Annotated in this window: 13 protein-coding genes; 9 read left to right on the forward strand and 4 right to left on the reverse strand. The window is 68.0% G+C overall.

Annotated features, from left to right (window positions below; genetic code table 11):
* The 8 genes from QZ609_RS19255 to QZ609_RS19290 all read left to right on the forward strand — a co-directional run.
* On the forward strand, positions 1-401 hold a 401-nt coding region (locus QZ609_RS19255), incomplete at its 5' end, for a molybdopterin cofactor-binding domain-containing protein (protein ID WP_295498167.1).
* Positions 402-413: 12 nt separating this feature from the next.
* A complete protein-coding gene (locus QZ609_RS19260; RefSeq protein WP_295498170.1) occupies positions 414-1,220 on the forward strand; it encodes a xanthine dehydrogenase family protein subunit M in 807 nt (268 codons plus the stop codon).
* Positions 1,221-1,229: 9 nt separating this feature from the next.
* Complete coding sequence (locus tag QZ609_RS19265) at positions 1,230-2,126, forward strand: MoxR family ATPase (protein WP_295498173.1); 897 nt, start codon at positions 1,230-1,232, stop codon at positions 2,124-2,126.
* Positions 2,127-2,139: 13 nt separating this feature from the next.
* On the forward strand, positions 2,140-3,372 hold the full coding sequence (locus tag QZ609_RS19270; RefSeq protein ID WP_295498176.1) for a VWA domain-containing protein: 1,233 nt from the start codon (positions 2,140-2,142) through the stop codon (positions 3,370-3,372).
* Entirely contained in the window at positions 3,363-4,001 is a 639-nt protein-coding gene (locus QZ609_RS19275; RefSeq protein ID WP_295498178.1) for a carbon monoxide dehydrogenase subunit G, read from the forward strand. Before QZ609_RS19270 ends, QZ609_RS19275 begins: the two co-directional genes overlap by 10 nt.
* Before the next feature lie 46 nt (positions 4,002-4,047).
* Positions 4,048-5,088 carry an XdhC family protein gene (locus tag QZ609_RS19280; RefSeq protein ID WP_295498181.1) on the forward strand — a complete coding sequence of 347 codons (1,041 nt, stop codon included), beginning with the start codon at positions 4,048-4,050 and terminating at the stop codon, positions 5,086-5,088.
* Positions 5,089-5,422: 334 nt separating this feature from the next.
* Complete coding sequence (locus QZ609_RS19285; RefSeq protein WP_295498183.1) at positions 5,423-6,526, forward strand: SDR family oxidoreductase; 1,104 nt, start codon at positions 5,423-5,425, stop codon at positions 6,524-6,526.
* Between the two features lie 84 nt (positions 6,527-6,610).
* Positions 6,611-7,333 (forward strand): MgtC/SapB family protein, encoded by a 723-nt coding sequence (locus QZ609_RS19290; protein WP_295498185.1) that lies wholly within the window; start codon positions 6,611-6,613, stop codon positions 7,331-7,333.
* Positions 7,334-7,358: 25 nt separating this feature from the next.
* On the opposite strand, the gene QZ609_RS19295 is transcribed toward QZ609_RS19290, so the two are convergent.
* From QZ609_RS19295 to QZ609_RS19305, 3 genes are all read right to left on the reverse strand, one after another.
* Positions 7,359-7,826, reverse strand: a complete 468-nt coding sequence (locus tag QZ609_RS19295; protein ID WP_295498188.1) for a hypothetical protein — start codon at positions 7,824-7,826, stop codon at positions 7,359-7,361.
* A gap of 136 nt (positions 7,827-7,962) precedes the next feature.
* Positions 7,963-9,504 (reverse strand): methyl-accepting chemotaxis protein, encoded by a 1,542-nt coding sequence (locus tag QZ609_RS19300; protein WP_295498191.1) that lies wholly within the window; start codon positions 9,502-9,504, stop codon positions 7,963-7,965.
* A gap of 133 nt (positions 9,505-9,637) precedes the next feature.
* Positions 9,638-10,885 carry a DUF2252 domain-containing protein gene (locus tag QZ609_RS19305; protein ID WP_295498194.1) on the reverse strand — a complete coding sequence of 416 codons (1,248 nt, stop codon included), beginning with the start codon at positions 10,883-10,885 and terminating at the stop codon, positions 9,638-9,640.
* 199 nt (positions 10,886-11,084) lie between these two features.
* On the opposite strand from QZ609_RS19305, the gene QZ609_RS19310 reads away from it, so the two are divergent.
* Positions 11,085-11,318, forward strand: a complete 234-nt coding sequence (locus QZ609_RS19310) for a DUF1289 domain-containing protein (protein WP_295498197.1) — start codon at positions 11,085-11,087, stop codon at positions 11,316-11,318.
* A 49-nt stretch (positions 11,319-11,367) separates the two neighbouring features.
* Here QZ609_RS19310 and QZ609_RS19315 read toward each other — a convergent pair.
* On the reverse strand, positions 11,368-11,600 hold a 233-nt coding region (locus QZ609_RS19315; RefSeq protein ID WP_295498200.1), incomplete at its 5' end, for an aldehyde dehydrogenase family protein.

The raw sequence follows: 11,600 nt of genomic DNA on the forward strand, positions 1-11,600 counted from the left end.
GCTTCGTCGCGGTGGACGACTTCGGCAACATCATCAACCCGATGATCGTCGAGGGACAGGTGCACGGCGGGCTCGGCCAGGGCATCGGCCAGGCGCTGCTGGAGCGCTGCGTGTACGACACCGAGACCGGCCAGCTGCTGACCGGCTCGTACATGGACTACGCGATGGCCCGCGCGGCCGATCTGCCGAACTTCACGGTCGAGACCGCCAAGGGCACGCCCTGCACGCATAACCCGCTGGGCGTGAAGGGCTGCGGCGAGGCGGGCGCAATCGGCTCGCCGCCGGCGCTGATCAATGCCATTGTCGATGCGCTGGCGCCGCTGGGCGTCAAGGACATCCAGATGCCGGCCACGCCGCACCGCGTCTGGCAGACCATCCAAGCTGCGCGCACCAGCGCCTGAGGGGAGCCCACCATGTACAACTTCGAGTACCAGAAGGCCACCGACGCGCAGACCGCCGTCACCGCGCTGAAGACGCATCCGGACGCCAAGTACCTCGGCGGCGGCCAGAGCCTGCTCGCGGCGATGAAGCTGCGGCTGGCGCAGCCGTCCACGCTGGTCGACGTCACGCGCATTCCGGGGATGAAGGGCATCCGCACGCAGCCGGGCGTGGTCACCGTGGGGGCGGCCACGTGCCATGCCGACGTGGCCGAGAGTGCCGACATCGCCCGCATGCTGCCCGCGCTGGCAGAGCTGGCCGGCGGCATTGGCGACCGGCAGGTGCGCGCCATGGGCACGCTGGGCGGGTCGCTCGCCAACAACGACCCGGCGGCGTGCTATCCGGCCGCTGTGCTGGGGCTGAACGCCACCATCGTCACCGAGCGGCGCAACATCGCGGCGGACGACTTCTTCCTCGGCATGTACGAGACGGCGCTGGCACCGGACGAGCTCATCACCGAGGTGCAGTTTCCGGTGCCGGACCAGGCCGCCTACGTGAAATTCCGCAACCCGGCCTCGCGCTTTGCGCTGGTGGGCGTGTTCGTCAGCCGTAAGGGCAATCACGTGCGCGTGGCGGTCACGGGCGCGGCGCCGTGCGTGTTCCGCTGCGCGCCGCTGGAGCAGGCGCTGTCGGCCACCTTCACCTCGGAAGCGGCGCGGCACGTGACGGTCTCCGCCGACGAGCTGGTGGGCGATCTGCATGCCTCGCCGGAGTACCGCGCGGCGTTGATCCCGGTGCTGGCGGCACGCGCGGTGGAACACGCATTGGCCAAGCACCACTAAGGCGAGGGCATGCCGGTCGACTCGATAGACGACTGCCTCACACAACTGCAAGGACAGGGCTACTTCGCCAGCCGCGAGCTGGCGACGGCCCTGTATCTTGCGCTGCGCATGCAGCGGCCATTGTTCCTGGAGGGCGAGCCCGGCGTCGGCAAGACCGAGCTGGCGAAGGCGGCGGCCGGCCTGCTGGGCACGTCGCTGCTGCGGCTGCAATGCTATGAGGGGCTCGACACCGCCAGCGCGCTCTATGAGTGGGACTACCCGCGCCAGATCATGGCGCTGCGCCTGGCCGAAGCGGCCGGCGAGAAACCTCGCGCCGACACCCTTTACCGCGACGAATTCCTGCTCAAGCGCCCGCTCCTGCAAGCTCTGCTGCCCGATCCGGCCCACCCCGATACACCACGCGTACTGCTGATCGACGAGATCGACCGCGCCGACGAGCCGTTCGAGGCCTTCCTGCTGGAGCTGCTGTCCGACTTCCAGGTGTCGATCCCGGAGTTCGGCACGGTGCGGGCGCAGGTGATCCCGCTGGTCATCATGACGTCCAACCGCACGCGCGAAGTGCACGACGCGCTCAAGCGGCGCTGCCTGTATCAATGGATCGGCTACCCGAACCGCGCGCGCGAGCTGCAGATCGTCGCCCAGCGGGCGCCCGAAGCCGCCGCCCGCCTGCAGCAGCGCGCCGTGGACTTCGTACACCGGCTACGCGGCATCGACCTGTTCAAGGCGCCGGGCATCGCCGAGGCCATCGACTGGTGCCGCGCGCTGGCCGCGCTCAACGTGACGGAGCTCGATCCGCAATCGGTGCAGGACACGCTCGGCGTGCTGCTCAAGTACCAGGACGACCTCGCCCGCGTCGACATGCCGACTATCGAGCAACTGCTGGCGGCACCCGCCCTGCCTGAATGACAGGAATAACGCGATGATTGCCACGGCTACGGTGTCCCCGCCCATGCTCGCCCGCAACGTCACGCACTTCGTGCGGCTGCTGCGCGGCGCGGGCATGCCGCTGGCGCCGTCGCGCGCGGTGGATGCGATCGAAGCGATGGGCCATGTCGACATCGGCCGCCGCGATGACGTAAAGGCGGCGCTGGCCGCCCTGCTGGTCTCGCATCCCGATGAGCGCACGCTGTTCGACGCGGCCTTCAACGTGTTCTGGCGCGACCCGGACTGGGAAGGCAAGCTACGCGCCCTGCTGCTGCCCAAGGTGCGCGGCGGCATTCCGCCCGCGCGCAGCAATCGGCTGGCCGATGCCTTACGCGCGCAACCGTCCGTCAACCTGCCGCCCGGCCCGCAGCCGGAGGGGGAGCGCCACGATATCGTTGCGCCGCTCGCGTTCTCGGCGCACGAGGCATTGCGCACACGCGATTTCGACACGCTCAATGCCGAGGAATGGCGCACGCTGCAGCACCTGATCCGCAGGCGCCGCGTGCATCTGGCGCAGGAGCGTACACGCCGCCTGAAAGCCGCGTCGCACGGCCGCCGTCCCGATTTGCGCGCCACCGCGCGGCAGGCCGTTCGCAACGGCGGTGAGTGGACGACCTGGCGCTACCGCCAGCCGGTCGACCGCACGCCACCGCTCGTTCTGCTGCTTGACATTTCCGGCTCGATGAGCCGCTATTCGCGCGCGGTGCTGTACTACTGCCACGCGCTGGTGCAGTCGCGTGAGCGCATCCAGGCGTTTCTGTTCGGCACGCGGCTGAGCAATGTGTCTCGGCAGTTGCGCGAGCGCGATCCGGATATCGCTGTCCAGGCAATCGCGCAACTGGTGCCGGACTGGTCGGGCGGCACCCGCATCGGCGCGGCGCTGGCGGAGTTCAACCGCCGCTGGGCGCGCCGCACGCTCTCGGGGCGCGCCACCGTGCTGCTGGTCACCGATGGGCTGGACCACGAGCACATCGAGCTGCTGGATACCGAGATGGCGCGGCTGGCGCGCTTCGCGCACCGCATCGTCTGGCTCAACCCGCTGCTGCGCTATGCCGGCTTCGAGCCCCGGGCACGGGGTGTGCGAGCGATCCTGCCGCACGTCGATGCGATGGTGCCTGCGCACCATTTCGACAGCCTGGCTGCACTCGAACAGGAACTGGCGCACGCGCGCCGTGCACGCACCCCGCGACACCCCAACCACAACACGATCCGAGCACCATGGAACTGACCCAGACCCACCTCCTGCCCGTGCCCCTGCAGACAGCCTGGGATGCGCTCAACGACCCGGCCGTGCTGCAGCGCTGCATCCCCGGGTGCGAGAGCATCACCGCTGCTGGCGACAATGCCTACGACGTCGCCATGACGGCTGCGGTCGGGCCGGTCAAGGCACGCTTCAAGGGGCGCATGGAGCTGACGGACATCGTGCCTCCCACCAGCTACCGCCTCAACTTCGATGGCCAGGGCGGCGCGGCCGGCTTCGGCAAGGGCACGGCACAGGTGCAGCTGGCGCCGGAGGGGCCGACCGTCACGCGGCTGTCCTACACCGCCCATGCCCAGGTGGGCGGCAAGCTCGCACAGATCGGCTCGCGCCTGGTCGACGGCGCCGCGCGCAAGCTGGCCGACGAGTTCTTCCAGCGTTTTGCGGCAGAATTCGGCGCCCCGCCCCGTGACGACGCCCGCATGGGCCAGGCCATTCCCGACATCGCTGCAGCGGAGCTGGCCGCGCATGGGGTGCCGGCGGCCCCGATCGTCACCCAGTCCCAATCGTCTGCGCAGCCGCGCAACCCGTGGCCGTGGATTGTCGTGGCGGTGGTGGCCGTGGCAGCGGCGTACCTGTTTTTGCACCACGGGGCATAATCGAAGACCCCTCCCCAAAAGGCGCAGCAAGCGCAGGAAACGCACCATGGACAGCGTCGATCTCGAAGTCTTGAAAACCAGCGTGCGCTGGCTGGAACAGAAGCGGCGCGTGCTGCTGGTGACGGTGGTGAAGACCTGGGGCTCCTCCCCGCGCCCTGAAGGCGCGATGCTCGCGCTGCGCGATGACGGCGTGGTGGTCGGCTCGGTCTCGGGCGGCTGCATTGAAGATGACCTGATCGACCGCGTGCGCCGCGAAGGCCTGCAGCAGATCAAGCCCGAAGCCGTCAAATACGGCATCAGCGCGGAAGAAGCACACCGCTTTGGCCTGCCCTGCGGCGGCACGCTGCAACTGGTGCTGGAGCCGCTCACCGCCGCCAGCGGCCTGGACGACGTGCGCGCGCTGCTGCACGCCGTGGAAGCCGGCCAACTGGTGGCCCGCACGCTCGACATGGCCACCGGCGCGACCCTGCTGGAGCACGCCAACGTCACCGACGGCCTGCAGTTCGACGAGCAACGCCTGGTGACCATCCACGGCCCGCGCTACCGGATGCTGGTGATCGGTGCCGGACAACTCTCGCGCTACCTGTGCCAGATCGCCGTGGGCCTGGACTACCAGGTGACCGTGTGCGACCCGCGCGAGGAGTACAGCGAGGAATGGGAGCTCCCCGGCGTCCGCATGGTCCGCACCATGCCCGACGACACCGTGGCGGCGATGAAGCTGGACGAGCGCAGCGCAGTCATCGCCCTCACCCACGACCCGAAGCTGGACGACCTGGCGCTGATGGAAGCGCTCAAGACGCCGGCCTTCTACGTGGGTGCGCTGGGCTCGCGGCGCAACAACCAGAACCGGCGCGAGCGCCTGAAGGAGTTCGACCTGACCGAGGCCGAGCTGGCGCGGCTGCACGGGCCGGTCGGTATCTATATCGGCAGCCGCACGCCGCCCGAGATCGCCATCTCCATCCTGGCGGAGGTGACGGCCGCCAAGAACGGCGTCTCGCTACCCACGATCCTGCAAGTGGAAGGCGCCAAGGCCGCACGCGAGATTGCCGCCAACGCAGCGTCGGCTTGTGCGGTGCCGCAAGCCTAGAGCCCTCGCTCTAGCTAAAAGCCCTACAGGACGGCCACCTGAAAGGGTGGCCGAAACATTACACTCTGTTACACTCGCGCATCCCAGAGCAAGGCCTCCACGGCACAGCATTTGCTTAGCAACCCGGCGCCCAATTCCAACGGGCAAGGCCTGTTGCTGGTGTATGCCAACACCTTCTGGGCGGGGAATCACAAGGCCGCACCCGGTTTGGTCACCGGGTCCTAGCAGTTGCCCCCTACCGCGAACATAAACAGACGAAACGGAACAGCGGGCAGTTCTTGCGAGCAGGCATGCGGCCGGTATCGCAGCACTAAGCATTTTTCGAGTCTCAGGCATGAGTATTCTGCTGACCGGTGCAACCGGTTTTGTGGGCGGCGCCATTGCCGCCAATCTGGCAGCCAAAGGTTTGCTGGCTGATACGCGTTTTGCCGTGCGCGGTGACACCACCGCCGACGGCCTCGCACGCCTGCGCGCCAACCTCACGCGCTTCCAGCTGCCGCAGGCGGTACTGGAGCGCATTACCGAAGCGCAGATCGTCCCGTTCGACCTGCGCGATGCCGGCGCCGCCAAGCTTGGCGATCCGGAAGTCCTCATCAACTGCGCCGCGCTGGCGACGTTCTCCAACCATCCGTCGCTGTGGGACACCAACGTGGGTGGCGTGCTCGAACTCGGCCGGCTGGCCGCCCAGGGCAAGCGGCTCAAGCGCTTCGTGCAGATCGGCACGGCCATGTCGTGCGGCCAGTTGGCCAACCGACATGTGCACGAGACCTGGGAGGTCCCGCCGATTGCGCAACATGCGGTGCGCTACACCTACTCCAAGGGCATGGCCGAGCTGAAGCTGCGCGAAGCCGTGCCGGAACTGCCGCTGGTGGTGGCGCGGCCGTCCATCGTGGTGGGCCACAGCACACTCGGCTGCGAACCGTCCGGCAGCGTGTTCTGGATGCTGCGCATGGTCGCCCTGCTGGAAACCTTCAGCTGCCGGCTGACTGACCGTGTCGACATCCTGCCTGTGGACGATTGCGCCGAGGCCATCGTCCAGATCGCGCTCAAGCCGACGCTGGCGCACGACCTGTACCACATCAGCGCCGGCGATGCGCATTCGGAGCAGATCGCCACGCTGTACCCGCGCATGCGCCGCGGCGCGGGCCCCGAGGAAGACGCCCAGGCGCTGGCCGGCTACGTGTACCAGGAGAAGATCCAGGAGAAGGCACTGGCCCGCAAGTTCCTGAGCCTGACCGGCGACGGCAACGTGCGCCTGGTTGCGCGCTGCATCCACCTGTACGCCAAGTTCGCCAGCATGAGCTACGTGTTCGACAACACGCGGCTGGTGCAGGAGACCGGCTTCCAGCCGCGCTCGCTGCTCGCCTACCTGGACCGCTGCCTGGACACGTCCGATGCCGTGCCGATCCCCCAGCAGATGCAATGGGACTACAAGTAAGCGGCCGGGCCATGCCCGATCGTAAGCACTCCTGACACCCCGCCGTGATATAACCGGCGCGCTTTCCTACGGAGACGTTCGCCGATGACACTGGCTGCCATCACCCACCTCAACACTGCCACCCTGCTGGATTCGTTCGTCAGCCTGGCCGCCGCCTTCGGGCTCGGCTCGCTGATCGGTTTCGAGCGACAGGTCCGCCAGCGTACGGCCGGCCTGCGCACCAACGCGCTGGTGGCGGTTGCCGCCGCAGCCTTCGTCGACATGGCCGCGCAGATCGGCACCCCATCCGATACCACCCGCGTGATCGCCTACGTGGTGTCGGGCGTCGGCTTCCTGGGTGCCGGCACCATCATGAAGGAAGGGCTGAACGTGCGCGGGCTGAACACCGCCGCCACGCTGTGGGGCTCGGCGGCCGTGGGTGCGGCGGCGGGCTCGGACCTGATCGGCCAGGCCATCATGGTGTCGATGTTCGTGCTGGCTTCGAACATCCTGCTGCGCCCCGTGGTGAACCGCATCAACCGCACCCCGCTGAACAACCAGTCCAGCGAAGTCACGTACACGGTGTGCGTGATCTCTACGCGCGAACGCCAGAAGGAAGCGCTGGCCGATCTGGAGCGCCTGCTGGAAGAATCGAGCTACCCCGTCAGCGATCTGTCGGTCGAGCCGTTTGGCGAGGACCACGTGCAGATCGATGCCATGCTGATGTCCACCGCCGTCAATGCGGCGGAACTCGACCGCATCGTCGGCTCGCTGCTGGCTCAGCCGCACGTCGCGCAGGCGTTCTGGAACCCGAGTACGACCGAGTGATCACGGCGGGCTTCGCGCCCGCCCGTCAAAGCTCCTGCGTCATGCTGAGGGCGAAGATCTTCGCCCACCGTTTCGCTTCCCCTTGGCCCTCCATGGGGATCGGCCACTCGGCCTGGGATTGGTGCCGCAGGTGCAATACCAGCGTCCATTTGCCATTGGCGGCCACCGGATCAGCGCCGGCAATATCCGCGAAGATGAAGCGGGCCTGCTGGCCCTCGAGACGCACCGAGCCGCGCTTGCCCTCGGCATCGACGGACAGCTCGCCCCAGGCGCCACACAACGCGAGAATCCGCTGCCCCTTGACGTTGACGCCATGAATGGCGCGATGCCGACGGATCAGGCTGGCGACCGCGCCGACGACGAGCGCGGCGGCCACCAGCACTGCACCTGCACCAGCCAACGCACCAAAGACTAAGGCGACCGCCGCGTACAAGCGAATCGCGCCATAAATAAGCAGACCCACCAGCGCGAGCGCGGCAATGATGAACGGCATGACAAGGCTCCGTTGAAAATCCTTTCGGTTATATCAACCGAAACGGGTGCCAAGGCAAGTCATTGCCACACTTGCCCATCATTTCGAACCAACGTATCGATAGGGGCGACCCTGCCCCCCAAAGCCTCGCCCCGCGTCAGTGCAGGCGGAACGCGGCAATCGCTTCGTTAAGCGCCTGCGCCTGTTCCTCCAGCGACTCGGCCGCCGCTGCGGCTTGCTCCACCAGCGCGGCGTTCTGCTGCGTGGCTTCGTCCATCAGCGAGACGGCCTTGTTGACCTGCTCGATGCCTGAGCTCTGCTCGTTGGAGGCAGCGGCGATCTCGCCCATGATGTCGGTCACGCGGCGGATGGAGGTGACGATGTCGCCCATGGTGGTGCCGGCCCGCTCAGCCAGCGCGCTACCCGCTTCGACCTTGGACAGCGACGCCTCGATCATCTCCTTGATCTCCTTGGCCGCCGCCGCGCTGCGCTGCGCGAGGTTGCGCACCTCGCCGGCCACCACCGCAAAGCCGCGGCCCTGCTCGCCGGCACGCGCGGCTTCCACCGCGGCATTCAGGGCGAGGATGTTGGTCTGGAACGCGATCCCGTCGATCACGCCGATGATCTCCGACACCGTGCGCGACGACGTGCTGATCTCGCGCATGGTCGCCACCACGTCGCCCACCACCGCACCGCCCTGGCTCGCCACGGCGGAGGCGCTGTCGGCCAGCTGGCTGGCCTGGCGCGCGTTGTCGGCGTTCTGGCGCACGATGGAGGTCATCTCTTCCATGCTGGAGGCGGTTTCCTCCAGCGAGCTGGCCTGCTCTTCCGTGCGCTGCGACAGGTCGGCATTGCCCGCGGCGATCTGCTTGGTGGCCGCGCCGATCGATTCCGAACCGTGGCGCACGCGGCGCACCGTTTCCGTCAACGCGCTCTGCATGCGGGCGAGGCCTTGCAGCAGGCGGCCCATCTCGTCCTGACGATCGACGCGCACGGCCTGCGTGAGGTCACCGCCAGCAATGCGGTCGAACTGTGCCAGCGCCGCATCCAGCGGCCCGACGATGGCGCGCAGCAGCGACCACGCACACCACACCGATACCGCCAGCGCCAGCACGATCGCCGCGATCACGATCTCGCGAAAGCGAGCGTAAGCCTGCTGCGACTGTTCAAAGTTGGCCTTGGACAACGTCAGCTGCAGTTTGGAGAGGGCGATGCTCGCGTCGTTGGCGCCGCGGAAGGCCTTGGAGACCTTGTTCTGCATCTGGTCGTCGGCGGCGGTGCGGTCGCCGGCGCGCAGCGCCTTGATGATGCTGCGCAGGCTGGCCACGGCGCCGTCGCGCTTGTCGGCCAGCTCCTTGGCCAGGCGGTCTTCTTCCGCGTCGCGCGGCAGCGCCAGGTATTTCTTCCAGGCTTCGTCCGAGCGGGCGATCAATTCGTCGGTGCGGTCGAGCAGCGGCATCGCCTCCTTGTCGGCGGGGTACAGCATCGACTTGTCGAGCGCGGTGCGGGCGCGGGTCAGGTTGAGGTCGGACTCGCCCAGCGCCAGCGCCGAAGGGAATTGATTGGCGAAGGTTTCTTCGTGCGCGCGATTGGCATCGCGCAGGCCGAACAGCCCAGCCACGCCGATCAGCAAGGCCAGCAGAAACAGGATGGAGACCGACAGCACCAACCGGGTGCGGATCGTCAAGTGAGCGGACATAGAGGCGGCGAGGAAGACTGTGCGCGGCTTCTCACGCGCCGCGACCATCGCGCCGGCGGCCGGCTACCTTCTGTCTATCGGTTGCCGCCCCTCAAACTTGAGCCGGCGACGCCGCTCCCTGGCGATTCGCGGCTCAGGTACGCTTGCCTGCGTCCTGGGCAGAACCGACGGCCTCGCGGTAGTCCTCGGCAAACTCACGCCATTGCCGCAGCGACACCTGCCGCCCATGCGCCGCCAGCTTCAGCGCCGACTTGCGCCACGCCGTACCGGCCGCGTAGTCCTGCACCTGTGCGACCAGGTCGGTGCCGAAGCGCCCACAGCCACGCAGGTGGCACCATGCGGCCACGCGCGCCATGGTCTGCAGCGCGTCGTCCAGGTTGGCGACCACGTGCTTGCCGGTGCCGAGCGACACGCGGTCGGCGGTCGGCTGCAGGCTCTTGACCAGGTAGGATTGCGGCCGCTCGCCCTTGGCCCCCCAGACCACCGGCCGCAGCAGCGCGGGGGACACCGCTTGCGAGACACGCTGGATACCCACCACGCGTGCCGCCTCCGAATGCCAGGACGCCACGCTGCACGATGCGCCCAGCGCCCCGGCCCACACGCTCGGCACCGACAGCTTGATGTCGATCAGCCGCAGCGTGTCGGGGTCATGCTCCGGGCGGGCCAGCACCACGTAGCGCTCCAGGCCCAGGCTGCCGGTGCCGGCAATGCGTCGCGCGACATCCACGGCGACGAAGCGCTGGCCGTGCCCGTTGCCCTGCTGGGCATAGGCCTCGAGGATGCTTCGCGCGCGGCGGGCCTCATCCTTGCTGGCGGCAAGCGTGCGACGCCCGTCCACGCGCAGCTTGATCTGGTTGCCGTCGCGCACGGTGCGCTCGCGCAGATAGGGTTCGCGCTTGCGGTTGCGCAGGCCGCGCAGCAGGTCGCGCACGATGCCCACGGCGGTGGCGCGCTCCACCCAGCGCGGTTTGCCCTCGACCAGCGCAGCGGCGTAGGTCTCCAGGAAGCGGCGGCACAGGTTGCCGGCGTCTTCATCGGCCAGCTTCCAGCCGCGCGCGGCCACCTGCAGGCTGGACAGCACGCGCACCAGGTCGACGGTAAACGGCGCGCCCGCCGCCTCGTCAAAGTCGTTCATGTCGAAATAGACGAGGCCGTTGTCGCCCTTGAAGCTGCCGTAGTTCTCCAGGTGCAGATCGCCGCAGACCAGCGTGCGCGGTGCCTCGTGCACGAGCGGTGAGTCGGCCAGCGACGCGGCATACAGGTTGTTGGTGCCCCGGAAGAACGAGAACGGGTCGGCCGCGATGGCAGCCAGCTTGCGGGTGAGCCGCTCGGGGTCACGGCCGGCGTTGTATTCGAGAATGGCGCGGGTGCTGTCGTGCATGGCGGAAAAGTGGGTCGACGCGGTGGAGGTGGCGCCTGATGCGCTTGAACGTTGAAGATTACGCTTGGATCCGCACGAAGGAAACCGGAACGTGCCGCTCCGATCGCTCGCACATCGCCACGCCGGCGCTCAGAACAATGCCTCGCGCCGGGGGCCGGTAGAATAGCGCCCCATGACCGCCTCCGACCCCGCCACTGCCATGAGCGACTCCTGCCCTGACGCGACCACCAGCTCCTTGCTCGGCCGGCCGGACAGCCCTTGCGTCGGTATCTGCTCGACGCTCTTCGACGACGTCTGCCAGGGGTGCGGGCGTACCGCGCTGGAAGTCAGCAACTGGGTCTTCATGACCGACGAGGAGCGCAATGTGGTGTGGACCCGCATCCTGGCCGAAGGCACGGCCCAGGGCTACAACCCGGACGGCAGCCGCCGCTAAGGGCAAAAAACCCGGCCGAAGCCGGGTTTTTCATTGATGCCGCAGAGGGTCAGGCAGTCTGCGCGGGCTTGAGCTGCAGTGCCTTGTACTCCAGGAACTCCTCCAGCCCGTACTTGCCGTTCTCGCGCCCGTTGCCGGACTGCTTGTAGCCGCCAAACGGCGCCTGCATGTTGAACGGCCCGCCATTGATGTCGACCTGGCCCGTGCGGATGCGCCGCGCCACGCGGATCGCCCGCGCCTCGTCGCCCGACCACACGCCGCCGCCCAGGCCGTAGATGCTGT

The organism is uncultured Ralstonia sp. (assembly GCA_913056305.1).
Classification (GTDB): Bacteria; Pseudomonadota; Gammaproteobacteria; order Burkholderiales; family Burkholderiaceae; genus Ralstonia.

Coding starts and splice junctions, on each gene's coding strand:
- QZ609_RS19295 (WP_295498188.1), bottom strand. CDS start 7,826: ATGCCGTTCATCATTGCCGCGCTCGCGCTGGTGGGTCTGCTTATTTAT.
- QZ609_RS19300 (WP_295498191.1), bottom strand. CDS start 9,504: ATGTCCGCTCACTTGACGATCCGCACCCGGTTGGTGCTGTCGGTCTCC.
- QZ609_RS19280 (WP_295498181.1), top strand. CDS start 4,048: ATGGACAGCGTCGATCTCGAAGTCTTGAAAACCAGCGTGCGCTGGCTG.
- QZ609_RS19270 (WP_295498176.1), top strand. CDS start 2,140: ATGATTGCCACGGCTACGGTGTCCCCGCCCATGCTCGCCCGCAACGTC.
- QZ609_RS19265 (WP_295498173.1), top strand. CDS start 1,230: ATGCCGGTCGACTCGATAGACGACTGCCTCACACAACTGCAAGGACAG.
- QZ609_RS19275 (WP_295498178.1), top strand. CDS start 3,363: ATGGAACTGACCCAGACCCACCTCCTGCCCGTGCCCCTGCAGACAGCC.
- QZ609_RS19305 (WP_295498194.1), bottom strand. CDS start 10,885: ATGCACGACAGCACCCGCGCCATTCTCGAATACAACGCCGGCCGTGAC.
- QZ609_RS19310 (WP_295498197.1), top strand. CDS start 11,085: ATGAGCGACTCCTGCCCTGACGCGACCACCAGCTCCTTGCTCGGCCGG.
- QZ609_RS19290 (WP_295498185.1), top strand. CDS start 6,611: ATGACACTGGCTGCCATCACCCACCTCAACACTGCCACCCTGCTGGAT.
- QZ609_RS19260 (WP_295498170.1), top strand. CDS start 414: ATGTACAACTTCGAGTACCAGAAGGCCACCGACGCGCAGACCGCCGTC.
- QZ609_RS19285 (WP_295498183.1), top strand. CDS start 5,423: ATGAGTATTCTGCTGACCGGTGCAACCGGTTTTGTGGGCGGCGCCATT.